This window comes from Aeromonas sp. sia0103, assembly GCF_963895295.1.
Taxonomy (GTDB): domain Bacteria; phylum Pseudomonadota; class Gammaproteobacteria; order Enterobacterales; family Aeromonadaceae; genus Aeromonas; species Aeromonas encheleia.
Genome location: NZ_CAWQKG010000055.1, coordinates 145,937 through 169,453, shown reverse-complemented (window position 1 = coordinate 169,453; position 23,517 = coordinate 145,937). Strand labels below are relative to the sequence as shown.

At 63.1% G+C, this 23,517-nt stretch carries 19 protein-coding genes and 1 riboswitch; of the genes, 4 read left to right on the top strand and 15 right to left on the bottom strand.

Features of this window, described 5'->3' with window-relative positions; all coding sequences use genetic code 11:
• The first annotated feature begins 4 nt into the window (after positions 1–4).
• On the top strand, positions 5–643 hold the full coding sequence (purN, locus tag AACW18_RS16750; protein ID WP_218389284.1) for a phosphoribosylglycinamide formyltransferase: 639 nt from the start codon (positions 5–7) through the stop codon (positions 641–643).
• Between the two features lie 100 nt (positions 644–743).
• Here the strand turns inward: purN and AACW18_RS16745 are convergent, their stop codons facing one another.
• From AACW18_RS16745 to AACW18_RS16725, 5 genes are all read right to left on the bottom strand, one after another.
• Positions 744–1,505 (bottom strand): Nif3-like dinuclear metal center hexameric protein, encoded by a 762-nt coding sequence (locus AACW18_RS16745; RefSeq protein ID WP_218389283.1) that lies wholly within the window; start codon positions 1,503–1,505, stop codon positions 744–746.
• A 110-nt stretch (positions 1,506–1,615) separates the two neighbouring features.
• Positions 1,616–2,950: a sigma-54-dependent transcriptional regulator gene (locus tag AACW18_RS16740; protein ID WP_218389282.1), complete on the bottom strand. Its 1,335-nt coding sequence runs from the start codon at positions 2,948–2,950 to the stop codon at positions 1,616–1,618.
• A 299-nt stretch (positions 2,951–3,249) separates the two neighbouring features.
• Positions 3,250–4,284: a sensor histidine kinase gene (locus AACW18_RS16735; RefSeq protein ID WP_218291938.1), complete on the bottom strand. Its 1,035-nt coding sequence runs from the start codon at positions 4,282–4,284 to the stop codon at positions 3,250–3,252.
• Between the two features lie 105 nt (positions 4,285–4,389).
• A complete protein-coding gene (locus AACW18_RS16730) occupies positions 4,390–5,811 on the bottom strand; it encodes a sigma-54 dependent transcriptional regulator (RefSeq protein ID WP_218389393.1) in 1,422 nt (473 codons plus the stop codon).
• Between the two features lie 289 nt (positions 5,812–6,100).
• On the bottom strand, positions 6,101–6,943 hold the full coding sequence (locus tag AACW18_RS16725; RefSeq protein ID WP_218389281.1) for a DUF2726 domain-containing protein: 843 nt from the start codon (positions 6,941–6,943) through the stop codon (positions 6,101–6,103).
• Positions 6,944–7,134: 191 nt separating this feature from the next.
• Between AACW18_RS16725 and AACW18_RS16720 the strand changes: the two genes are divergently transcribed.
• From AACW18_RS16720 to ppx, 3 genes are all read left to right on the top strand, one after another.
• On the top strand, positions 7,135–7,647 hold the full coding sequence (locus tag AACW18_RS16720) for a glycine cleavage system protein R (protein ID WP_042654881.1): 513 nt from the start codon (positions 7,135–7,137) through the stop codon (positions 7,645–7,647).
• 76 nt (positions 7,648–7,723) lie between these two features.
• Entirely contained in the window at positions 7,724–9,793 is a 2,070-nt protein-coding gene (gene ppk1, locus AACW18_RS16715; protein WP_042654882.1) for a polyphosphate kinase 1, read from the top strand.
• Positions 9,783–11,273: an exopolyphosphatase gene (ppx, locus tag AACW18_RS16710; RefSeq protein WP_042654883.1), complete on the top strand. Its 1,491-nt coding sequence runs from the start codon at positions 9,783–9,785 to the stop codon at positions 11,271–11,273. Before ppk1 ends, ppx begins: the two co-directional genes overlap by 11 nt.
• Positions 11,274–11,326: 53 nt before the next feature.
• On the opposite strand, the gene mgtE is transcribed toward ppx, so the two are convergent.
• The 10 genes from mgtE to AACW18_RS16660 all read right to left on the bottom strand — a co-directional run bounded on the left by mgtE (position 11,327) and on the right by AACW18_RS16660 (position 23,418).
• Positions 11,327–12,670 carry a magnesium transporter gene (gene mgtE / locus AACW18_RS16705; RefSeq protein ID WP_218389280.1) on the bottom strand — a complete coding sequence of 448 codons (1,344 nt, stop codon included), beginning with the start codon at positions 12,668–12,670 and terminating at the stop codon, positions 11,327–11,329.
• A 124-nt stretch (positions 12,671–12,794) separates the two neighbouring features.
• Positions 12,795–12,964, bottom strand: a riboswitch (M-box (ykoK) riboswitch).
• A 164-nt stretch (positions 12,965–13,128) separates the two neighbouring features.
• On the bottom strand, positions 13,129–14,337 hold the full coding sequence (flgL, locus tag AACW18_RS16700) for a flagellar hook-associated protein FlgL (RefSeq protein ID WP_218389279.1): 1,209 nt from the start codon (positions 14,335–14,337) through the stop codon (positions 13,129–13,131).
• 3 nt (positions 14,338–14,340) lie between these two features.
• Entirely contained in the window at positions 14,341–16,341 is a 2,001-nt protein-coding gene (locus AACW18_RS16695; RefSeq protein ID WP_218389278.1) for a FlgK family flagellar hook-associated protein, read from the bottom strand.
• Positions 16,342–16,344: 3 nt separating this feature from the next.
• Positions 16,345–17,421, bottom strand: coding sequence for a flagellar assembly peptidoglycan hydrolase FlgJ (gene flgJ / locus AACW18_RS16690; RefSeq protein WP_218389277.1), 1,077 nt, complete (start codon positions 17,419–17,421; stop codon positions 16,345–16,347).
• Between the two features lie 210 nt (positions 17,422–17,631).
• Positions 17,632–18,729, bottom strand: a complete 1,098-nt coding sequence (locus AACW18_RS16685; RefSeq protein ID WP_042654888.1) for a flagellar basal body P-ring protein FlgI — start codon at positions 18,727–18,729, stop codon at positions 17,632–17,634.
• Positions 18,730–18,837: 108 nt separating this feature from the next.
• Positions 18,838–19,509 (bottom strand): flagellar basal body L-ring protein FlgH, encoded by a 672-nt coding sequence (gene flgH, locus AACW18_RS16680; protein ID WP_042654889.1) that lies wholly within the window; start codon positions 19,507–19,509, stop codon positions 18,838–18,840.
• A gap of 104 nt (positions 19,510–19,613) precedes the next feature.
• Entirely contained in the window at positions 19,614–20,402 is a 789-nt protein-coding gene (flgG, locus tag AACW18_RS16675) for a flagellar basal-body rod protein FlgG (RefSeq protein WP_042654890.1), read from the bottom strand.
• A gap of 14 nt (positions 20,403–20,416) precedes the next feature.
• Entirely contained in the window at positions 20,417–21,163 is a 747-nt protein-coding gene (flgF, locus tag AACW18_RS16670; RefSeq protein WP_042654891.1) for a flagellar basal-body rod protein FlgF, read from the bottom strand.
• A gap of 146 nt (positions 21,164–21,309) precedes the next feature.
• Positions 21,310–22,668 carry a flagellar hook protein FlgE gene (flgE, locus tag AACW18_RS16665; RefSeq protein WP_218291945.1) on the bottom strand — a complete coding sequence of 453 codons (1,359 nt, stop codon included), beginning with the start codon at positions 22,666–22,668 and terminating at the stop codon, positions 21,310–21,312.
• Between the two features lie 18 nt (positions 22,669–22,686).
• Positions 22,687–23,418 carry a flagellar hook assembly protein FlgD gene (locus tag AACW18_RS16660; RefSeq protein WP_218291946.1) on the bottom strand — a complete coding sequence of 244 codons (732 nt, stop codon included), beginning with the start codon at positions 23,416–23,418 and terminating at the stop codon, positions 22,687–22,689.
• Between the last annotated feature and the right edge of the window lie 99 nt (positions 23,419–23,517).

Sequence of the window (23,517 nt, the reverse complement as noted above, 5' to 3'; positions counted from 1 at the left end):
CCCTATGAAACGCATCCTGGTACTCATCTCCGGCAGCGGCAGCAACCTGCAGGTCATTCTCGACAGTTGCGCCAGCGGCAAGATAGCGGGCCAGGTGGTCGGCGTCATCAGCAACAAGGCCGATGCCTATGGTCTGGTGCGCGCCCAGGAGGCCGGGGTGGCCACCTCCATCCTGGCCCAGCAGCAGTTTGCCAGCCGGGCCGAGTATGACGTCGCCCTGCAGGCGCTGATGGCAGACTATCAGCCGGATCTGGTGGTGCTGGCCGGCTTTATGCGGATCCTGAGTGCCGATCTGGTGCGCCACTTCGCGGGGCGGATGATCAATATCCACCCCTCCCTGCTGCCCAAGTATCAGGGGCTGCACACCCACCAGCGCGCCATCGAGGCGGGAGACAGCGAGCACGGTGCCAGCGTCCACTTCGTCACCGAAGAGCTGGACGGCGGCCCGGTGATCCTGCAGGCCCGGGTGCCCATCTTCGAAGGGGATGACACAGGCGAGGTGGCGGCCAGGGTCCAGGCTCAGGAGCACAGCATCTACCCGCTGGTGGTGCAGTGGTTCTGCCAGGGGCGGCTGCGGATGCAGGAGGGCACAGCCCTGCTGGATGGCATGGCGCTCGGCCCGGCGGGCCATGCCTGCGAGTAGCCGAAAACAGCATGTAAAAAAGGGAGGCCTAGGCCTCCCTTGTCATTTCTACCTATTGCTGCGGTCACGTCCGATTACGCCGCTACGCGGCTAATCGAACCTACACCGGGTTGTCGATATCGATAAAGGTCACCTCCAGCCCGTGCACCGTCGCCAGCCACTCCCCCAGCGCCTTGATGCCGTAGCGCTCGGTGGCGTGATGGCCGGCGGCGTAGAAGTGCATCCCCATCTCGCGGGCGGTGTGGATGGTCTGCTCGGAGGCCTCGCCGGAGATGAAGGCATCGATGCCCTGCTCCGCCGCCAGGTTGATGTAGCTCTGGCCACCGCCGGTGCACCAGGCCACCGAGCTGATGAGCTCGGGACCGCTGTCACCGCAGTGGAGCGGCTCACGACCGAGTCGCTCAGCAATAAGCTTTGCGAAATCGCTGCCGCTCATGGGCTGCTCCAGCTTGCCCACCATGGCCACGCTCTTGCTGTTCCAGGGCTCCAGGCCACGGCGCACCTTGATGCCAAGCAGCTTGGCGAGCTGGGCGTTGTTGCCCACCTCGGGATGCACATCCAGCGGCAGGTGATAGGCAAACAGGTTGATGTCGTGGGTCAGCAGGGCCTTGAGGCGGCGCTGCTTCATGCCGGTGATCTGGGCCGGCTCCCCGCTCCAGAAGTAGCCGTGATGGACCAGGATGGCGTCGGCCCCGGCGGCCACCGCCGCATCGATCAGGGCCTGGCTGGCGGTGACGCCGGTGACCACTTTGCGGATGCGCTCGCGCCCTTCCACCTGCAGGCCATTGGGACAGTAGTCCTTGATGGCATGGGGCTCGAGCAGGTGATTGAGCACGGTTTCCAGTTTTCGATGAGAGATCATAAGGGTCCCCTAACACAGTCAGACCCCGCGCCTGCAGGCAGCGGCAAGGGTCCTGGGTTCAAATCGTCAGGCCCCCATGATAATCGAGCCGGGCCGTCAAGGCCATGCGCTCAGGCGGGCAGCTCGATGCCGGCGTCCCGCATCTGGGCCAGCTTGTAGCGCAGGGTGCGCGGGCTGATGCCGAGCCGGTCGGCGGCATCCTTGCGGCTGCCGCTGCACTCCTGCAGGGTGTCGAGGATGATCTGATGCTCCTGCAGCTTGAGCTCGCCGCCCAGCCCCTCCCCCGTCAGGCGCTCGGCCGGGCGCACCAGCGCCTCGTCCGTCTCCTCCAGGATCAGCTGCCCGGTGCCAATCACCCCATCCGGGCTCAGGATCAGGGCTCGCTGCATCACGTTGTCGAGCTCGCGTACGTTGCCGGGCCAGGAGTGGGCCAGCAGGCGCTCCCGTGCATCTGCCTCCAGCTGCGGCGCAGGTAGCCCCTGCTGACCGGCATGGAGCGCCAGCAGGTGCTCGGCCAGCGGCAGTATGTCGCCCGGTCGCTCCCAGAGCGAGCTCCAGCGCAGCGGGAAGACGTTGAGCCGGTAGTAGAGATCCTCGCGAAACAGCCCGTCCTGCACCGCCTTCTTGAGGTCGCGGTTGCTGGTGGCGATGACCCGCACGTCGAGGGGAATGAGCTTGCGGCTGCCGAGCCGCTCCACCTCTTTCTCCTGCAACACCCGCAGCAGCTTGGCCTGCAGCCCCAGATCCATCTCGGTGATCTCGTCGAGCAGCAGGGTGCCGCCCTGGGCCTGCTCGAACTTGCCGGGGCAGCCCTGCACCGCCCCGGTGAAGGCGCCCTTCTCGTAGCCGAACAGGGTCGCCTCCAGCATGTTCTCCGGGATGGCAGCGCAGTTGATGGCGACGAAGCTCTGCTCGGCCCGGCTGGAGTTGTCGTGGATGTAGCGGGCCAGCACCTCTTTGCCGGTGCCGCTCGGTCCGGTCACCATGACGGTGGCCTCGCTCCTCGCCACCCTGGTCGCCAGCTGGAACAGCTCGGCGGTCTTGGGATCCCCGTACACCACGGCCCGCTTCTCGATCTTCTGAGGCGGCACATAGCGGCTGACCTGATTGAGCAGCACCTCGGGGGAGAATGGCTTGGCGAGGTAGTCGATGGCCCCCTCGCGCATGGCGCGCACCGCCCCGTCGATGTTGGCATGGGCCGTCATCAGCAGCACCGGCACCTGGGGATACTGCTGGCGGATGTTGGCCAGCAGGGTCAGGCCATCCATGCCCCCCATCTGAATATCGGAGATGACCATGTCGATGCTCTGGCGCGACAAGGTCAGCAGGGCCCGCTCGCCACTGTCCGCCTCGCGGCACTCGTAGCCACCGAGCAGCAGGGTATCCACCAGCGCCTCGCGCAGGCCGCTGTCATCTTCCACCACCAGGATCCGGGCCTGAGTCATGCTACACCTCCCACCACGGCCAATATGGCCTCATCAATATTCACTGACATTGCCCAAACGGCATCGCCACCGGCTCTCAACAGGGATCCGACATGTCTCATGCCACACCTCCTACCACAGCCAATATGGCCTCATCAATATTCACTGACATTGGCCAAACGGCATCGCCACTGGCTCTCAACAGGGATCCGACATGGCTCATGCCACACCTCCTACCACAGCCAATATGGCCTCATCAATATTCACTGACATTGGCCAAACGGCATCGCCACCGGCTCTCAACAGGGATCCGACATGGCTCATGCCACACCGCCAAGCCGCATCGCTTGCTGATGCAGGGGGAACGACAGGGTAAAACAGGTGCCCTCACCGGGGACCGAGGCCACGCCGACCTCCCCCTGATGAGCACGCACCACGGATTGCACCACCGCCAGCCCCAGACCGGTGCCCTGGGAGCGGGTGGTGAAGAAGGGTTCGAAAATCTGATTGAGCAGTTGGGCGGGTATCCCCTTGCCGTTGTCGAGGATGCGCATCTCCACCCGGGCGCCGCTGCGCACCGCACTCACCAGCAGGGAGTCGGCCCCGGCCTGCTGGGCGTTGGCGATCAGGTTGTTGATGGCACCGGCCAGGGCGCTGCTGTTGGCGAGCAGGCAGAGATCCGGCTCCGGCGCCTCTATATGCAGCGTGCAGCCCTGCTGCTGGCAGAACGCCTCGGCGCCAGCCTGCACCTCCGCCAGCAGCCCCTGTACCGAGACGGAGGCGACCACCTGGTTGTCGCCGTTGCGGGCAAACAGCAGGATGTCGCTGATCTGCTTCTCCAGGTCTTGCAGCCTGGCCATCAGCTTCTGCTGGAACAGGGTGCGCGACTCCGGCTTGAGGGTGCGGTTGGCGAGGTTGGCCGCATAGAGCATGGCGGCAGAGAGCGGGGTGCGGATCTGGTGAGCCAGGGAGGCGGCCATGTTGCCGAGGGCCGACAGCCGCTTCATGTGGTTGACCCTGTCTTGCAACTGGCGGGTCTCGGTGAGATCGGTGATGAACACCAGCTGGCCGGGCTGATCCGGCAAGGGCTGGGTCGAGAGCTGCACCCGGCGCCCATCGCTCAGGGAGATCTCGTGACCGTCATCCTCGCGGGGCTGGAAACAGCGGGCGATGATCTGGCGCCAGGACTGGCCCTCCAGCGGCTCCCCCAGCAGGGCCAACGCCGCCGGGTTGGCGCGGGTGATCCGACCCTCCCCATCGAGCAGCAGCACGCCGGTCGGCAGCGCCGTGAAGATGGCATAAAGCTGGCTCACCTCGTGTGACTGAAGCGGGTTGTCCTGCTGCAAGATTGTCATAAACCTGACCTCAAACTGGGTTTGGGATCAGGCTATTCAATTTCCATGCCAGTAAAATAACAGCTATATATCAATAGATTGCATATAGGTGTCAAAGCATTGACCTCAGGCTTCCTTGCTCATGCCGTATTTCTTCATCTTCTCCACCAGGGTGGTGCGGCGCATGCTGAGCAGGTCGGCGGCGCGGGCCACCACCCCCTCCTGGGTTTCCAGGGCCTGGCGGATCAGCTCCACCTCGAGGTCGGCCAGCATCTCCTTGAGATTGACCCCCTCCAGTGGCAACTGCATGGGGAGCACGATAGCGCTGCCGGGCTCCGGCTCGGGGAGGCTCTGGAACACGGCCGCCAGGGCATCGCGCTCATCCATCTCGGTGAGCCGCTCGTCCCTGGGTTCGCAGGGCAGCAGGCGGTAGCGACCCGGCAAGTCCGCCACGTCGACGATCTGGTTGGGGTAGAGGATCAGCAGCCGCTCGATGAGGTTCGACAGCTCGCGCACGTTGCCGGGCCAGGCATATTGCATCAGGGATTCCATGGCGCGCTGGGTCAGACGGATGAGTCCCCTGTGCTGCTCCGCATGGCGATTGAGCAGCTCCTGCAGCAGCAAGGGAATGTCGTCGGCTCGCTCGCGCAGCGGCGGCGTTTCGATGGGGAAGACATTGAGGCGGTAATAGAGATCCTCGCGAAAACCCTGGGTGCGGATCAGCGCCTCCAGATCCCGGTGGGTCGCCGCTATCACCCGCACGTCCGCCTGTACCGGCTTGCTGCCGCCCACCCGATCGAACAGGCGTTCCTGCAGCACCCGCAGCAGCTTGACCTGCATCGGCAGTGGCATGTCGCCGATCTCATCGAGGAACAGGGTACCGCCCTGGGCCAGCTCGAAGCGGCCGCGACGGGCGGCGATGGCGCCGGTGAAGGCCCCCTTCTCGTGGCCGAACAGCTCGCTCTCCAGCAACTCGGCCGGGATGGCGCCGCAGTTGATGGGGACGAAGGGGCCACTGCTGCGGGAAGAGAGTTCATGGATGGCGCGGGCCACCACCTCCTTGCCGGTACCGGACTCCCCCAGGATCAGCACGTTGGCATCGGTCTCCGCGACCTGACTGATGAGGCGACGCACCGCCTGGATCCCCTTGCCCTTGCCCACCAGCAGTCGCAACAGGGTCTGCCCCTTGTCGTGTTGCTGTTGGCGCGGGTGCAGGGAGATGAAGGCCTGGCAGAAATGCAGCTGGCGAGTCAGGGACTCGTAAGTGAAGGGCTCGTCCGAGCCGCCGATGAAGTTGCAGTTGGGGTGATCGGCCTGTATCAGGGAGAGAAACGGGATGCAGGGGAAGGCGGTCAGCAGTTCTCCGAGCGAACGTTCCATCAGCTCACCGGTCAGGATCCCCTGCAGCGGACCGGACGATTCGATGGCCACATCGAGTTCGGTTTCTACCACCTCCTGCCAGGGGATCCCCATGAACGAGAGCACAGTACCCAGTTGCTGACGTCGCCGTTCATCGGCATCGACAAGCAATACCCCCATCGCCATCATATCCATCCGTCTTACCACCTGAAGCCAAGTTGTTGTTTTTCCGTGCTTATTATTATAATTTTTAGTGTTTGTTGTTATTTCCGTGCCGATAGAGACAGACACGCACGTCATGTGAGGCGCACAAAGTGCCAAAATTATGGCGCGTTGTCAAAAGCTGTCGCGATCGATTCCTGTCGGCGGGACAGCGATCACAATCAGACAATTTTTGTCATCGAAGAGGCAAAAATAGGTGGGAACCGGGAAAACAGACGAGGAAGGACTCCGACCGCAGCCGGAGCCAACCAGAGGATCAGTGTTTGAGCTGGCCGTGGGGGGCGGCGTAGCGGCACTCGGGGAAACGGCTGCAGGCCAGGAACAGGCGGCCGACATGGGGGCCCTTCTTGGCTTCCCGCTCCACCAGGGGGGCATCACAGCGAGGGCAATGAGGTGCCTCATGGGGCTGATCCTCTTCGTCCGGATCGGCAAACAGGTTGTCCACCAGCCCGGCGTCCGGCTCGATGAACGGGGTCTGATCCAGCACCTTGGCCCGCACGGCGGCATGCCCGTGGCGGCTATCCTCCACATCCACGCCATCGAGCAGCAACGGGCTGAAGGTGGGCTCGCGCCGCTCACCCGGCAACGTCACCTCGATCTGGGGGCTCGCCTTGCTCAGCAGGGGCAGCAGCTGTTCGCGCAGCTCCTCGACCCGATAATGGCTACTCGCCGGGATCTGCAGCAGGGGCAGGCCAGCGCTGTCACAGGCCGACTTCAGGAAGGCATCTCGCACCTTGCGTTTCTGGTGGCGGTGGGAGCTGTCGTCGAGCTCGACGGCGCAGAGAAAGGAGAGATCTTGCGGGTGGCACAGCAGATAATCGAAATGCTTGGCACTGATCCTGTTGAACGCCTGCTGCCATTTGCTCTTGCCCATCCGGGCCTCCGGCGCCAGCACGTCCGCGACCCGCACCTTGGCAAAGACCCGCGCCTGATCACCGACAGCCAGATCCAGCACCCCGAGGAAGGAGCGCTCGGCCGGGCTGAACAGGGCCTCCTGCAGATCATAGGGCAGCGTTTTGCCTTTCTTGCCTCTGGTCCAGAAGATCGCCAGCAGGAGCAGTACCAATAACACCAATCCCGATACGACTAGGGTATTCATGAGTGCACTATCCAGTTCACAAAACAGAAGAAGGGCCATCACTCTACCACGGGGGAGAAGGGTCAGGCAGCGCAGAAATGGCGGCCGCCTCCGGCATCGGCGTTTTTTCACTACATTTGCGCAAGGCGGGCTTCATATGGCCTGACACTGCAGGCACAATGCTACAGAAACCCAATTCGAAGGAGAGCAGGATGCAAAAGCAATTGGTCGTCACCGTGATCGGCGCGGACAAGCCCGGTATCGTCGAGAGTCTGGCCGACATCATCACCCAGCAGCAGGGCAACTGGCTGGCCAGCTCCATGAGCGAGCTGGCGGGACAATTTGCCGGCATCCTGCATGTCAGCGTCCCCGATGAGCATTACCGTGGCCTGTGCGAGGCGCTGGTGATGCTGCCGGGTCTCACCGTCAGCTTCGCCGAGGGGCAGGTCAGCCAGGAGCCGGAGCGTCAGGTGATGCTGAGCGTCACCGGCAACGACAGGCCCGGCATAGTGCACGAAGTGGCCAGCATACTGCGCCAGCTCAACATCAACGTCGCCGATCTCACCACAGGTTGCGAACCGGCCCCCCACTCCGGTGCCCCGCTGTTCTACGCCCATGCCCTGGTCGCCCTGCCGCCCGGGCTCGAGCTCGGCGATCTGATCGCGGCGCTGGAATCCCTCTCCGATGACCTGGTGGTCGACATCGATCAGGCCGTGGCAGAATAGGACTCATTGTCATAAATCTGTCACCTATCCACGCCATAACTGCCGCGCAGACGCAACCTGATCACAGAGGCACCACATGAGCACCGACAAGCAGTATGAAGAGAAAGAGCTGAGTTGGCTCTCATTCAATGAACGGGTGTTACAAGAGGCAATGGACAAGACGGTCCCCCTCATCGAGCGGGTCCGTTTCCTGGGGATCTTCTCCTCCAATCAGGACGAGTTCTTCAAGGTACGGGTATCGGACGTCAAGCGCCGCATCCTCATCAACGAGGTGCACGGCGGCGATGACGACGCCAAGGTGTTGCTGCGCGCCATCCAGCAGAAGGTGATGGCGCTCGGCGAGGCCTTCGACAACACCTATAAAGAGCTGCTGATCGCCCTCGCCCGCCACAACATCTTCCTGGTCAACGAGAACCAGCTCTCCGAGGCGATCCAGCAGTGGCTGCGGGTCTTTTTCAGGGAGAAGGTGCTGCGCCACATCATCCCCATCCTGCTCAACAAGGAGGTCAACCCGGTCAAGTTCCTCAAGGATGAGCACACCTACCTCGCCATCGAGATGAAGAAGGGCGGCCAGGTGATCCAATACGCCCTGGTGGAGGTGCCGACCGACGATCTGCCCCGCTTCTTCCAGCTGCCGCCGGAGGGAACCCGTCGCAAGAAGCAGATCATCATCCTGGATAACGTCATCCGCTTCTGCCTCGACGAGATCTTCAAGGGCTTCTTCGACTACGACGAGATCGCCGCCTACGCGGTCAAGCTGACCCGGGATGCGGAATACGATCTCTCCGATCAGCTGGACTTGAGCCTGGTGGACAAGATGAGTGATGGCCTCAAGCAGCGCCTCACCGCCATGCCGGTGCGCTTCGTCTACGAGCGGGAGATGCCCGCCGCCATGATAAGCTTCCTCAAGCTCAAGCTGCAGATCAGCAGCTACGACGCCATCATGCCCGGTGGCCGTTATCACAACTTCAAGGATTTCATCGGCTTCCCCAACGTGGGCCGGGACTATCTGGAAAACCCCAAGCTGCCGGCACTCGATTGCCACGACTTTGATGGCTTCGTCAACGCCTTCGACGCCATCACCAAGCAGGACATTCTGCTCTACTACCCCTATCACAAGTTCCACCACTTCACCGAGCTGGTGCGCCAGGCGGCGTTCGATCCGGCGGTGAGTGCCATTCGCATCAATATCTACCGGGTCGCCAAGAAGTCGCGCATCATTCACTCCCTCATCGACGCCGCCAACAACGGCAAGAAGGTGACCGTGGTGGTAGAGCTGCGCGCCCGCTTTGACGAGGCGGCCAACATCGACTGGGCCAACATCCTGACCGATGCCGGGGTCAAGGTGGTGTTCGGGGTGCCGAGCCTCAAGATCCACTCCAAGCTCTGCCTCATCACCCGCCACGAGCATGGCGAGGCGGTGCGCTACGCCCATATCGGCACCGGCAACTTCAACGAGAAGACCGCCAAGATCTACACCGACTTCTCCCTGCTGACCCGCCACCCGGACATCACCGCCGAGGTGGAGGGGGTGTTCGAGTACATCGAGTACCCCTATCGGCGCTACAAGTTCAACCACTTGATGGTCTCCCCCATCAACAGCCGGCGCCAGCTCTATCGCCACATCGACAACGAGCTGGCCAACGCCAAGGCGGGCCAGCCCAGCGGCATCACGCTCAAGATCAACAACCTGGTGGACCGGGACCTCATCAACCGCCTCTATGCCGCCGGCCAGGCCGGGGTGCCCATCCAGATGATCATCCGCGGCATGTGCGCCCTGCGCCCCGGCGTGCCGGGACTGAGCGAGAATATCCAGGTCATCAGCATCATCGACCGCTTCCTCGAGCACCCGCGGGTCATGGTGTTCCACAACAAGGGCAACCCCCAGCTGTTCATCTCCAGCGCCGACTGGATGAGCCGCAACATCGACGGCCGGATCGAGGTGGGCACCCCCATCTATGACGAGCGGCTCAAGCAGCGCATCCTGGATATTTTGCAGTTGCAGCTGAGCGACACCTGCAAGGCAAGGGTCATCGATGCGAACCAGAGCAACGAATACGTGAAGCGGGGCAACCGCCGCAAGGTTCGTTCTCAGGTCGCGATTTACGACTACCTCAAACGGATAGAGTCAAACCATGGACAATAGTCTGTACGCCGCTGTCGATCTGGGCTCGAACAGCTTTCACATGGTCATCGCCCGCCTCAACGAGGGACGGATGCAGATCGTCGATCGCATCAAGGAGCGGGTCCGGCTGGCGGAGGGCATGGACGAGCAGCGCCGCATGTCGGACGAGGCCATGGACCGGGGGCTCGAGTGCCTCAGCCTGTTCGCCGAGCGGCTGACCAACATCAAGCCGGATCAGATCCGCATCGCCGGCACCTATACCCTGCGCCGCGCCAGCAACGCCCGCGCGTTCGTGAGTGAGGCGGTCAAGGTTTTGAACCATCCCATCGAGATCATCAGCGGCCAGGAAGAGGCGCGCCTCATCTATCAGGGGGTCGCCCACACCCAGCATATTGAAGGCCAGGTACTGGTGGTCGACATCGGCGGCGGCAGCACCGAGCTCATCATCGGCGAGGGCTTCGATCACAAGGCCCTCACCAGCCGCAAGATGGGCTGCGTCAGCTTCACCCAGAGCTTCTTTGCCAATGGCAAGCTGAGCGAGCGATCCTTCAACGGCGCCGTGCTGGAGGCGCAGCATCAGCTCGCCCCCATCATCAACCAGTACCGCAAGCTGGGCTGGCAGAGCTGCCTCGGCAGCTCGGGCTCCATTCGCACCGTGCGCGACGTGCTGCAGGGCGAGGGCTGGACCGATGGCAGCATCACGCTCACCGGACTTGAACGGCTGAAGAAAGAGATGCTCGAGCACAAGCGGGTGGACCAGCTCAAACTCGCTGGCCTGACCGACGAGCGGCGTGAGGTCTTTGCCGCGGCGGTGGCCATACTGCTCGGGCTCTTCACCTCCCTGCCCATAGAGCGGATGGAGTACTCTGACGGCGCCCTGCGCGAGGGACTGCTGTATGAATTCGAGGAGCGGTTGCAGCATCACGACATCCGCGAGCGCACCGCCCTGGCCCTCAGCACCCACTATCGCATCGACAAGCGCCAGGCCAACCGGGTCGAGCAGAGCGTGTTGGCCCTGTTCGATGCCCTGAGCGGCCCCTGGCAGATGCCGGAGGAACCCTATCGCGCCATCCTCGGCTGGGCGGCGCGGCTGCACGAGATTGGCCTCGCCATCAACTACAGCGGCATCCATCGCCACTCCGCCTATATCTTGCAGAACACCGATCTGCCCGGCTTCAACCAGGACGATCAGGCCCTGCTGGCGGCCCTGGTGCGGTTCCAGCGCAAGGGGCTCAAGCTCTCCGAGCTGCCCGCCCTGCCCAACCATGACGAGCAGACGGTGCTGCGTTGCATCCGCATCCTGCGCCTCGCCGTGGCGGCGCACCACAGGCGCCAGGACAACCTGTTGCCGGAATGGAAGGTGCAGGCCGCCGAAGATCAGCTGGTGGTCACCCTGCCGACCGACTGGTGCGACGAGAACCGCCTGCTGATGCAGAACCTGGAGAAAGAGCACCGTTACTGCCAGGAGCAGGGCTGGCCGCTGTTGTTCCAGCTGAGCTGAGTTCCGCCAACGAAAAAAGGCAGCCAATGGCTGCCTTTTTGCTTTCTCGCGGGTCACTGCAGCTCGGGCAGCAGCCACTTGGCGATCTCGAAATAGATGATGAGGCCGGTGCCGTCCACCAGGGTGGAGATGAAGGGGGCCGAGACCACCGCCGGATCGATCCGCAGGCGGCGCAGCACCATGGGGATCACCGAGGCGACGGTGGCGCTCCAGAGCACTATGGCGATGATGGTCAGGGTGACCACCATGCCGATCTCGGGGCCGACTCCCAGGCTCCAGGCCCGCACCCAGGCCGCGATGGCGATGGCCACCGAGATGAGCAGGCCGGTGGAGAGCTCCTTCTTCAGCACTGTGCCGAGGTTGCGCAGACTCACCTCCCCCACGGCCATGGCGCGCACTATGGTGGTGGTGATCTGGGTGCCGCTGTTGCCGCCGGTGCCGATGAGCAGCGGGATGAAGAAGGCCAGCGCGATGGCGGCCTCCAGCTGCTCCTCGAACGCCCGCAGCACTGTGCCGGTATAGGCCTCGGCCACGAACAGGATCAGCAGCCAGCCCACCCGCTTGCGCCACAGCTGCCAGGGGCTCGCCTGCAGGTAGGGGGTGTCCAGCGGCGAGGAGCCGCCCTGCAGCTCGGCATCCTCGGTGGACTCCAGCTCCAGGATGTCGGCGGCGTCGTCCACATGGAAGATCCCCACCAGACGACCCTGCTCCTCCACCGGCAGGCTCGAGATGTCGCGGTCGATCAGCAGGCGGGCCGCCAGCTCCTGATCCGCCCGGGCGTTGATCCGCACCGCCTCACGGTCCATCAGCTCGCTCACCGGTCGCAGGGGATCCGCGATCAGCAGCGACTTGAGGGAGACGCTGCCGAGCAGCTGCTGCCCCTCATTGACCACGTACAGGTGCTGGAACAGCTGGGCGTTGTCCCAGGCGTCGTGGATCAGCTGCTTGGCGCGCCCCACCGTCTCCCGCTCGCCGATGGCCAGGTATTCGTGGCGCATGTTGGCCCCGACCGACTCGCTCGGCCAGTCCAGCAGCGACTGGAAGCTGGCTCGCACCGACTCGGGGAAGCGGGAGAGCAGGGTGTCGCGATCCCGCTCATTGAGCCTGCGCAAGATGGCCAGCAGCTCGCGCCTCGGCATGGCCCCCTGCAGCAGGCCGACGAGGCTGGCATGCAGGCGCAGCAGCAGCCGGGCCGCGCAGTCGGGCGGGAGCGAACCGAGCAGGGCGGCCCCCTCCGCCATGGGCAGGGTATCGAAGATGCAGTTGAGCTCTTCCGGACGCAGGGTCAGCAGCTGATCGGCGCGCGCCACCGGATCCAGGTTGTGGGCCAGCCAGCCCTGCAGGGCGGCCAGATCGAGCAGTTGATGACGATTGAGTAGGGTGTGTGTTTTCTTCATCACAGATAACCTCATGTGATCTCAGGCAGGGCCTGAGGGCAACCGGCTCGCACCGGTCACTGTCGATAAGAAAACAGCAATTTGATTGACGAGTAATAGGCAGGAAATGACGCCGTTCGGCGTGTCATCATCCCCACGTACCAGCTTTAGCACTGCATAACGTATCCGGCACGCCGGAAGCCACTTGGGTTGACACCTTAATCCGATGAAAACTGTCCTGATCTTGGGCGTCTCTGGACGTCGTGAGATCAGTGGCCTGTGTTTATGCAGGAGCCTCGCCTAACGAGATGCTGCGAAAAATAGCCACAACCCTGGGGTTGTGCGGGCGGCATCATCGACCAGGGGCGGACCCGAGTCAAGCCGACCGGGCCGCTGGCAATAGCTTGTTACAAATTGAAGGGAGGGACGGCGGATAGGGAGAGGTGGCTCCCCCGGCCCAGGCCAGAGGGAGCAGTCACTCAGCGGATATAGTCGAACAGGGTCAGCTTGCTTATCTTGCTGAAGGAGAGCTGGGAGGCGCTCATGGCGGCCTCCTCCTTGGAGAGCGCGGCTATCACCTCGTACATGTCCGCCTCCGAGACCTTGGCCCGCGCCTGCTGGTTCAGGGTGCTGAGCCCGTCGTTGGAGCCCATCACCTGCTCCAGGCTGTTCAACCGGCTGCCCACATCCCCTTGCCCCCGGTCGACCTGGGTCCTGGCGTTGTTCATGTGGGTGGTGGCATCGGCCACCGCCAGCTGGAAATCCGCCGCCGGTATGGTCGGGTCCCGCAGGGCCGAGATGAAATCGGACATGCCATTGAGCACGCTGTCGTTCTTCGGCGTATCGAGCGCGAAGTTCTGATCCACCCCGCCCGCGGGCAGGTCCAGGGTCAGCTCCAGCCCGTTGAAGGCTATCTTGTTGCCCGCGCTGTAGTCACCGCTTTGCACCACAGTGCCGCCACTGTCCTTGATCTCGTAGCTGTCCGGCGGACCCGCCAGAGTGCTCACGGTGAACTGGTTGCTGGCCAGGGAGGAGTCGTAGCTGTTGCGATAGAAGCTCTCGAAGTTGCCCTGATCCCCCACGCCGACCTTGATGTTGGCCGTGGTGGCACTGGCGGTGCGCCGGGTGGCGACCGTCTCGAACAGGTTGAAGCCGGAGTCGTTGGCCGGGATCTGCACCGTGGGAGAGACCTGGATGCTGCGCTGACCCGTATCCCCCTGGAACACATAGTTGCCGCTGGCATCCTTGACGAAGGGCTGGGTCTTGCTCTGGTTGCCGCCGAAGATGAACTCCCCCTGGGAGTTCTTGCTGTTCATCAGATCGAACATCTGTTTCTGCAGCCCCTCCAGTTCGCTCGCGATGGCGTTGCGCTCCTCCGAGCCCATGGCCGAGCTGTTCGCCTTCTGGATCAGGGTCTGGGCGCTCAGCATGGCGTTGTTGATGGAAGTCAGCACCGTGTCCTCGTGCCCCAGGCTGTTCTCCAGCAGGCTGCCGTTGACCCCGTATTGCTTGAACAGATCGATCTCCTTGGTCAGCGCCATCTTCTGGCTCATGCCGGAGGGGTCTTCCCCCGCCCGGTTGAACTTGTCCCCCGTCATCAACTGCTCATAGGCGGTGTTCTGACGCTCGCTGACCTTGCTCATGGTGGCGAGGTTGCGGTCATAGATCATGTTGGTGGTAATGCGCATGACTTACCTCACGGAAGACAACAGGGTGTCGAAAATGGTCTTGGCGGTGCTGACGATCTGGGCGGAGGCCGCATAAGACTGCTGGAAACGGATGAGGTTGGCCGCCTCCTCCTCCAGGTTGACCCCGGAGACGCTCTCGTAGATGCCGGTGCTCTGGGTCAGCTTGGCCTCGTTGGCCTGCAACAGGGTCTTGGCCTGGCTGGTCTTGTTGCCCACCCCGGTCACCAGCGCGCCATAGGCGTCGTTGAAGGTCATCTTGTCGTTGCTGGTGGCGGCGTTGTTGTTCTTGCGCACCAACTCCTTGTTCTGCAGCTCCGCCAGGGCCAGGCCGTTGGCGTTGTCGGCGAAACCGTTCTTGTTGTAGCTCAGGTTGAAGCTGTCTTTGGCCTCCACCTTGCCGGTGATGCTGAAGTCATAGCCCGGGCTCTGGTTGGGATCGGCATAGACCTTGGGGCCGCCCAGCGGACTCTCGAGGGCCGCCATCAGGTTCTGGCCCTTGCTGGCCGCCGGGGCCACCCCGATGAGGGTGGTGCCATCCGCCGCATAGACCTCGTAATTGCCACCGTTGTCTATCTTGACGACCTGAGGCGCAGTGGGATCCAGGGCATTGGCACCGAAGCCCGACCCCGCTCCCGTGTTATGGATGCCATTCAGCTTGATCTCGCCCGAGCCCAGATTCTGGGCACTCTTGTCGGCCTTGATGGGGGCCGCCAGGGCGATGTCTTCCGGGCGGGTGATCGCGGCCTTCAGGCCGGCGGCGGCGTGCTTGGTCGGTTGCAGCAGTATCTTGTCGCCGGCGGCCGGGGTACCGGACAAGTCGATCTCGAGGCCGTGCCCCGCCAGCTCGAACTTGGCGGGGGGCGTGGTACCGGTCGCCAGCGAGGTACGCTTGCCGGTGCCGTCGATGGAGAACACCTCATAGCCGGTGGCGCTGCTGAACTGCACCTCGTAATCGAAGGTGGTGACCTCGGTCCCCTTGCCGGGCACGAAGCTCACGCTGGCGGCGCCGTTGCCCTGGTTGCTGCCGTAGGGCAGCCCCTTGCTGGCCGAGAGGGAGAAGAGATCTCCCCCCAGCTCGTTATCCAGATCCATCCCCAACCGGTTCTGCTGGTTCATGGCATCGGCCATGGCGGCGGCGAGCTGCCCCAGCTCCCGCTTGGAGGGATCCAGATCGTTACGCGCCGTGAACAAGCCGCCGATGGCTCCGCCGATGTCCTTGTCGTTGATATTGACCTTGTTGGAGCCCAGGGTGAGCTGCAGGATCGAGTCGCGGGAGTCGGGATCCCCCGCCGCCACCTTGAACTGGGCGACACCGCCGTCCAGCACCAGGGAGTGGCCTGTGCTCATGTTGACCAGCATGCTGCCGTTGGGCTGGGTCACGGTGCGGATGTCCATCTTCTCGGAGAGCTGGCGCACGGCTTCGTCGCGCTGATCGAACAGCATCAGGTTCTCTTCCGGCGAGCCCTGGGTGCGGATGATGGCCTGGTTCAAATCGTTGATGCTGGTGAGCAGGCTGTTGACCCTGTCGGTCTCGTCGCCGATGGTGGCATTGATGGTGTCAGTCTGCTTGTCGAGCTGGGCAGAGAGGGTCTGGTAGCGGTTCACCATGCCGTTGAGCTCGCTCAGGGTGGTCTTGCGCCCGCCGATCTCGGCCGGCGACTCGTTGGCGGTATGAAACGCCTTGAAGTAAGAGGTGATGGTGGTGCCCACGCTGTTGCTGGTATCGCCGAGCAGGCTATCCAGCTGGAACAGCTGATCGTAGCGCGTGCCAGAGGCGTGATAGGCGGAGGTGTCGCGGCGCATCTCCCCCTGGGCATAGTTGTTGATGACCCGCTGGGTCACCATGTCGCCGGTCCCCAATCCGATGGAATTGGTATACACCAGGGTGCGTTCACGTACATAGCCCTGGCTATTGACGTTGACGATGTTGTTACTGGTGGTCTGCAGCAGCCGCTGCTGGGCCATCACACCCGAGGTCCCTATTCCAAGCAGATCGCTTGCCATAACTTACAGCTCCATCTCTGTGTGGCTGGTTGCGGCGTAGCCGGCAATGGCATCACTGCGCAACACCTGTTTCAGTTTGCTGGCGTACTGGGGATCGGTGGCATAACCGGCCTGCTGCAGCGCCTCGAAATAACGGTCAGGGCTGTCCGCCTTGGCCAGTGCCCCCCGGTAACGGGAACCTGAGGTCAGGAAATCGACATAGTCGTTGAAGCTCTCTTCGAACGACTCATAGGAGCGAAACGCCGCCTTCTGGCGCGACGCCACCCCTTGCTCATATTCCAGGGTGCTGACCACCGCCTTGGGTCCTTCCCAGCGGGGGTCGGCCTTGATGCCGAACAGGTTGTGGGTCATCTGCCCCTCCCCGTCCTTGATCACCCGCTTGCCCCAGCCGCTCTCGAGGGCGGCCTGGGCCACCAGCACCGCCGGGCTCAGCCCCAACTTGTCCGCCGCCTTCTTGGCGAGCGGCATCAGGCGGTTGACGAACTCCTCCGGGGTATCGAATACCTTGCCGGTCGCATCCAGTGCCGCCGCGGGCTGGGCGCTCCCCATGGGGGGCACGGTGCGGTGCGGACGTCTGGGCATGGTCAAGGCCGGTTCGGCCCCCTCCATCCCCTTCTCAGCAAAATCTTTGCCAACTTTTGAGGCTGCGATCAGATCGTTGGGGGCAGAGGTGGGCGGCTGGTAGGGTTTGTAGACCCGCTCGGTGCGTTGCGGCAGCTTGAGCACCCGGCCGTCGTTGTGGGTGAACTGCTTCTCGGGGGAGAACTGCTTGACCACCATCTCGGCCAGGCCGATCCCGCCCTTGCTCGACATGTCGGCCACCCGCTGCTCGTCCAGCATGCCCTCGTAGAACTGGGTGTAGCTGCTGCTGAACGGGTTATCCTCGGTCAACACCGCATTGGCCTGGCGCATGCCCTTGAACAGGGTCTGGGTGAAGATGGACTCGAACTGGCGGGACGCCGCCATCAGTGCCTCGGCCTTGCCCTCCTTGCTCATGCTCATCCGGCGCAGCTTGTCCAGATTCTGGACGTCCTGCACCATGCCAATATTGATACCGCTCTGGGTGTCGAACTCTGCCATAACCTTCCTCTTTGCCGCCCGTGGCAAACCCTTGCCGCTATTAATTACACAATGACCCGCTGTCCCCTGAGGTGCCGCCCGCTGCGGCACCGCCAGAGAATAGCCATAGGCTCGCCTGGACAGCCGCTTACAGAATGACCAGCTGCCCCCTGAGGTGCCGCCCGCTGCGGCGCCGCCAGAGAAAAGCCATAGGTTCGCCTGGACAGCCTCTTACAGAATGACCAGTTGCCCCTGGATGGCGCCTGCCTGCTGCAGCGCCTCCAGGATCGCCATCAGATCGCCGGGGGCGACCCCGACCTGATTCACCGCCCGCACCAGATCGTCCAGGGTCGCGCCGGTATCAAACTTGAACATCCGCCCCGGCTCCTGCTGCACGTTGATGGTGGAGTTGTTGGTGACCACCGTCTGGCCGCCAGACAGCGGATTGGGTTGGGAGACCTGCTGGTTCTCGGCGATGGTGACCGTCAGCCCGCCGTGGCTGATGGCGGCCGGGCGCAACTTGACCTGGCTGCCGATGACGATGGTGCCGGTGCGCGAGTTGACGATGATCTTGGCGGACTCGCTGGCCGGATCCACCTCAATGTTCTCGATGGTGGCCAGGTAGGAGACCCGCTGACCCGGGTCGCGCGGGGCAAACACCTTGATCGAGGTGGCGTCCAGCGCCTGGGCCATGTTGGGTCCCACCAGATCGTTGACCGCATCGGCCACCCGCCGGGCGGTGGTGAAATCGGGCCGGTTCAGGTTGAAGGTGATGGTATCCCCTTCGGAAAAGGAGTTGGCCACCTCGCGCTCCACGGTCGCCCCGTTGGCGATGCGCCCTACGGTCGGGGTATTCACCACCACCTTGGAGCCATCTGCGCCTTCGGCTCCCAGTCCCCCGACCACCAGGCTGCCCTGGGCCACCGCATAGACGCGGCCATCCAGCCCCTTGAGGAAGGTCTGCAGCAGGGTACCGCCACGCAGACTCTTCGCCTCGCCGATGGCGGAGACGGTCACATCTATGGTCTGGCCCGGCTTGGAGAAGGGCGGCAGATCGGCGTGGATGGCGACCGGCGCCACATCCTTGATCTTGGGCTTGATGTTGTCCGGCACCTTGATGCCGAAGTTGTTGAGCATGGTCCTGAAGGTCTGTTCGGTGAAGGCGTTGTTCTTCTCGCCGGTGCCGGGCAGGCCCACCACCAGGCCGTAACCGATCAGCTGGTTGCTGCGCACCCCTTCCACCGAGCTGAGATCCTTGATGCGGGAGGCGTGTGCCAGCCCGAGCGGCAGGCAGCAGCACAGCAGGCCAAGCAGACGGAGTCGATTCATGAGATCTCCTAAATAGACCACCAGGGCCCCGTAAATCCTGAATGGGCCTGAGCCCTGAATAAGCCACTGGGGCCCGTGAGTATCAAGCGGGCCGCCGTGGCCCCCTCGCTAGATGGGCCACCAGGGACCGTTGAAGAAGCTGGTCAGCCAGCCCTGCTCCTGGGTGTTGGCCAGATCGCCGGTACCGCCGTAATGGATGCGCGCATTGGCGACCTTCTGGGACGACACACTGTTCTCCGAGCTCACGTCCCCGGGACGAACCAGACCGGTAATGCGGATATATTCGTTGCCGTTGTTGAGCATGATCCACTTCTCGCCGCGCACCAGCAGATTGCCGTTCGGCAATACCTTGACCACGCTGACCGAGATACTGCCCTGCAGGCTGTTGCTCTGGTCCGCCTTGGCCTGGCCCTTGAACGCGCTGCTCTGATCGATGGAGGCAGAGAGGTTGTAGGGGCTCGCCGTCACCGGCACGCCGCCCAGGGTGACCGCTTCCAGATCGAAGTTGTTGTCCTTGCCGCTCTGGGTGTTGGCCTTCTTCGACGCCGAGGTCGATTCGGACAGCTCGATGTTGATGATGTCGCCCACCTTGTGGGCCTTGATGTCCGAGTAGATACCATTGACCTGCTCGGGCTGGAAGATGGCACCGGTCGGCCGCACCGACACAGGCTCCGACTCGCCATAGACGGGGGCGAACTCGGGATCGTCGGGCTTGGCGGTGTTGGGGGTGCTGGTACAGCCTGCCAGTGTCAGCAGGCTCAGCAGCCATAGGGCTTTCATCATGGGCCTCCGCTTATGTGCGCTGGGTCAGGAAGGTGATCATGAGGTTCACCGCCGAACATTGCCAAAATTGTCTCTTTGTCATATCGCCTCCGCGCCTTCGATTAGGTCCGCTGGGTCAGGAAGGACATCATGGAGTCCACCGCCGAGATGACCTTGGAGTTCATCTCATACACCCGCTGGGCCTGGATCAGGTTCACCAGCTCCTCGGTCACGTTGACGTTGGAGGTCTCCAGCATGCCCTGCTTGACCACCCCCAGCCCGTCCGAGCCGGCCGTGCCCTGGATGGGCGCGCCGCTCGACTGGGTTTCCAGGAAGAGGTTCTCCCCCATGGGCTGCAACCCGGTCGGGTTCACGAAGTCGGTGGTGTTGATCTGGCCCACCACCTGGGACTGACCATCCCCTTTCAGCTGCACCGACACCTGACCATCCTCCCCCACGGTCACGCTCTGGGCGTTCTCGGGGATCTGGATCTCGGGCTGCAGCGGGTAACCGTTGCCCGGGGTGACTATGGTGCCCTCGTCGTTGAGGGTGAACTGGCCGTTGCGGGTGTAGGCCGCGCTGCCATCGGGCAGCTGGATTTCGAAGTAGCCGCGGCCGCTGATCATCAGATCCAGGGAGTTGTCCGTGGTCTGCACGTTGCCCTGGCTGTGGTTCTTCTGGGTGGCGACCACCTTGGCCCCCGCCCCCAGCATCAGGCCGGAGGGCAGCTCGGTGTCGGCCGAGGAGCGGCCACCCGGCTGGTTGATGTTCTGATAGAGCAGGTCCTCGAAGATGGCGCGGGCCTTCTTGTAGCCGACGGTGCTGGCGTTCGCCAGGTTGTTCGAGGTGACCGAGATGTTGGTCTGCTGGGCATCGAGGCCGGTCTTGCTGATCCAGAGTGCAGGATTCATTTAATGCTCCTTGATTAGCTGATACGCAGCAGCTGGGTTTGGGCCTCGTCGTTTTCCTCGGCGGTCTTCATGATCTTGACCTGAGTTTCAAACTGACGTTGCAAGCGAATGAGGTTGGTCATCTCGTCGACCACGTTGACGTTGCTGCCCTCCAGCGAACCCGCCAGCAGGCCGACCTCGGCGGAGGCGGCCTCACTCTGGCCATCCTTGCGGCGGAACAGGCCATCCTGGCCCTTCTCCACCGCATCCGCCGGCGGCTTGACCAGCTTGATGCGCTGGTAGTCCTCCGCCAGGTTGGGGGCGGCCCCTTCAGGGCGGCCGCTGATGGTGCCGTCACGGTTGATCTCGATCTTCTCCATCGGCAGCGGCATCACTATGGGCTGGCCACCGTCATCCACCACGTTGAGCCCGGTCGAGGTCTGCAGGTTGCCGGCCGCATTCAGCTGCAGGTTGCCCATGCGGGTATAGGCCTCGCCCCCCTTGGGATCCTGCACCGCAATCCAGCCGGGTCCGTCGACGGCGACGTCAAGATCCCGCCCCGTGGTCATCAGCATACCGTGCTGCAGGTTCTGACCCGGTCGCTCCGTCATGGCGAACACCCGCGAGGGCAAGCCTTCGCCAAACGCCTGCATGCTGCGCGCCTGCTCGAAGTCAGACTTGAAGCCGATGGTGTTGGCGTTGGCCAGGTTGTTGCCACGCACAGCCAGGCTGTTCATGTTCTCCTTGGCCCCGGACATGGCGATATAAAGCAGGTGATCCATGGGATCCTCCGTCAAACAGATGACTCTGAGCGGATAACTGCAAATTGAATGCCAAGACAGATGACCCGGGCCAAACGGTGGAGGAAAAGGCCGACGGCTAGATGCAGAAAGGGGCGCCGAGGCGCCCCTTGCAGGAGGAGAGTGGGTTAGCGGATCTGCAGTATGCTCTGCTGCAGCGAGGTGTTGACCTCCAGCGAACGGGAGTTCGCCTGGAAGTTGCGCTGGGCGGTGATGAGATCCACCAGCTCTGTGGTCAGGTCCACGTTGGACTGCTCCAGCGCCGACGACTTGATGGAGCCGAAGGTGCCCGAATTGGGGGTGCCTGGCAGCGCCTCACCGGACAGCAGGGATTGGCGCCAGGAGGTGTCGCCTATCTGGGTCAGCCCCTGGGAGTTGGCAAACTTGGCCACCGCCACCATGGCCACCTTGACCGTGGTGGCGTTGCTGTAGGTCGCCGAGACGATGCCATCCGGCGTGATCTCGACCTTGGTCAAGCGGCCGACGGTGGAGCCATCCTGGGTCAACTTATTGACTTCAAATGGCGAGGAGTACTGGGTCACGGTGCCGAGCTTGAGCTCGATATCCTGGGTGCCATCCGCGCCGTTGGTGATGATGCCCGCCCCCGGAGTCCCCAGTGCCACCGTCTTGATGACCGCCGGGACGGTGGTGGGGTTCATCTTGCCGGAGGCATCGAAGGTCACGCGGGCGCTCAGGGGCGCCTGGCTGACGCCGGTCGCCATGGTGGTGGGCGTACCGCCCGCCACGTCGACAGGCTTGTCCCCCTGATAGAGGTACATGCGCCAGGCGGTCGGCACCGCCGCCTTGGTCGTGTCGGCCGGGTCGGCTTCTTTGACGAAGTACTGGGTGATGGTGTGCGGCTCCCCCAGGGAGTCATACACCACGACCGAGGTCGAGGAGGAGTAAGTGGCCGAGTCCTTGGGATCGAACTTGGAGGCATCGCCGGCACCATTGCCCGCCGCCAGCGGGGTGGCGGTGGAGGGCAGGTTGAAGCCGGCATCGATCTGGGAGGTCTGGACCGGTTCACCGGCCCGATCCGGGATCTGGATCGGCTTGGTCGCATTGATGCTGACCGCCTTGGGGGTGCCGTCGGCGTTGGTCTCGTAGCCCTGCAGGTAACCCCCTGAGTTGCTGACCATGTAGCTGTTTTCGTTGAGCTTGAAGGCACCGGAGCGGGTGTAGGTGCGGTCCAGACTGGTCATCCCGTCCGAGGTCACGAAGAAGCCGTTGCCCTGGATGGCGAGATCCAGCGCGTTGTTGGTAAATTGCAGCGCCCCCTGGTGGAACTGCTGCGCCACCGCCCCCGTCGCGACCCCGTTGCCGACCTGGGTCTTGGCATTGGCGAAGATGGAGTTGGCATAGACATCGGCAAACTCGGCGCGGGACTCCTTGAAACCGGTGGTATTGACGTTGGCAATGTTGTTCGCGGTGACGTTCAGGTCTTTTTGAGCCGCATTGATGCCGCTGAGGGCATTGTTGAATGACATGTCTTTCTCCTTAGATCACTACGCTTTTGAGGTCGGAGCCGGTGTCGTGGTCGACTTGCCGCCCGTCCCGCCAATTTCCAATACATCGGTCAGATAGATGCCGCCCAGTCCCTTGAGTTTGAGGGTGCTTGGGTTGGTGCTGGTGCCCAGAGTGACGCTCTCGACCTTGGCGTAGGCCAGGGCCGGGATGCTCTCCGACTTGCCATTGACGGTGCCGTGGATCTCAATCTGGTATTTGCCACTCTTGGCCGGGTTGCCGTCCTTGTCCTTGCCATCCCACTCGAAGGCGACGTTGCCCTTCTGTTCCCCCTCGATGGCGAACTCCTTGATGACCTGGCCGCTTGCGTCCTTCACCGTCACCTTGAGGTTGCTGGCACCGTCGCCGGTGGCGACCATGCCGGAGATGACACCGTCTTTTTCCAGATAACCGGTGTTGGACGGGATCAGCACGTTCTGCCCCACCAGCGCCGAGGCCTGCAGCGCCTGGCTGGAGGTCATCAGATCGTTGAGGTTCCCCATCTGGGTGGAGAGGCTGCTGATCCCCTCCGAGGTCGACATCGAGGTCATCTGGGACAACATCTGGGCGTTGTCCACCGGCTTGAAGGGATCCTGATAGGAGAGCTGCATGGTCAGCAGCTTCAGGAAGGAGGCCTGATCCAGCTCCTTCTTCGGGGTAGTTGTATTGCCCGTACTGGTCTGGTTTGCCGAAGCCCGGTTGACGCCAAGCAGGCTGTCATAGGTATCTGCCATTGAATCACCGCCTTCTTTTCAAGGATTGCCAAACCCGGTGTCGGGTGGGCTGATTATCGATGCCCGGCAAGCTGTCATAGGTCTCTGTCATGGATAATC

Coding starts and splice junctions, on each gene's coding strand:
- flgF (WP_042654891.1), bottom strand. CDS start 21,163: ATGGATCACCTGCTTTATATCGCCATGTCCGGGGCCAAGGAGAACATG.
- AACW18_RS16730 (WP_218389393.1), bottom strand. CDS start 5,811: ATGATGGCGATGGGGGTATTGCTTGTCGATGCCGATGAACGGCGACGT.
- AACW18_RS16725 (WP_218389281.1), bottom strand. CDS start 6,943: ATGAATACCCTAGTCGTATCGGGATTGGTGTTATTGGTACTGCTCCTG.
- AACW18_RS16660 (WP_218291946.1), bottom strand. CDS start 23,418: ATGGCAGATACCTATGACAGCCTGCTTGGCGTCAACCGGGCTTCGGCA.
- flgL (WP_218389279.1), bottom strand. CDS start 14,337: ATGCGCATTACCACCAACATGATCTATGACCGCAACCTCGCCACCATG.
- flgG (WP_042654890.1), bottom strand. CDS start 20,402: ATGAATCCTGCACTCTGGATCAGCAAGACCGGCCTCGATGCCCAGCAG.
- AACW18_RS16735 (WP_218291938.1), bottom strand. CDS start 4,284: ATGACAATCTTGCAGCAGGACAACCCGCTTCAGTCACACGAGGTGAGC.
- mgtE (WP_218389280.1), bottom strand. CDS start 12,670: ATGAAGAAAACACACACCCTACTCAATCGTCATCAACTGCTCGATCTG.
- AACW18_RS16740 (WP_218389282.1), bottom strand. CDS start 2,950: ATGACTCAGGCCCGGATCCTGGTGGTGGAAGATGACAGCGGCCTGCGC.
- flgE (WP_218291945.1), bottom strand. CDS start 22,668: ATGTCATTCAACAATGCCCTCAGCGGCATCAATGCGGCTCAAAAAGAC.
- ppx (WP_042654883.1), top strand. CDS start 9,783: ATGGACAATAGTCTGTACGCCGCTGTCGATCTGGGCTCGAACAGCTTT.
- purN (WP_218389284.1), top strand. CDS start 5: ATGAAACGCATCCTGGTACTCATCTCCGGCAGCGGCAGCAACCTGCAG.
- flgH (WP_042654889.1), bottom strand. CDS start 19,509: ATGAAAGCCCTATGGCTGCTGAGCCTGCTGACACTGGCAGGCTGTACC.
- ppk1 (WP_042654882.1), top strand. CDS start 7,724: ATGAGCACCGACAAGCAGTATGAAGAGAAAGAGCTGAGTTGGCTCTCA.
- AACW18_RS16720 (WP_042654881.1), top strand. CDS start 7,135: ATGCAAAAGCAATTGGTCGTCACCGTGATCGGCGCGGACAAGCCCGGT.
- AACW18_RS16685 (WP_042654888.1), bottom strand. CDS start 18,729: ATGAATCGACTCCGTCTGCTTGGCCTGCTGTGCTGCTGCCTGCCGCTC.
- AACW18_RS16695 (WP_218389278.1), bottom strand. CDS start 16,341: ATGGCAAGCGATCTGCTTGGAATAGGGACCTCGGGTGTGATGGCCCAG.
- AACW18_RS16745 (WP_218389283.1), bottom strand. CDS start 1,505: ATGATCTCTCATCGAAAACTGGAAACCGTGCTCAATCACCTGCTCGAG.
- flgJ (WP_218389277.1), bottom strand. CDS start 17,421: ATGGCAGAGTTCGACACCCAGAGCGGTATCAATATTGGCATGGTGCAG.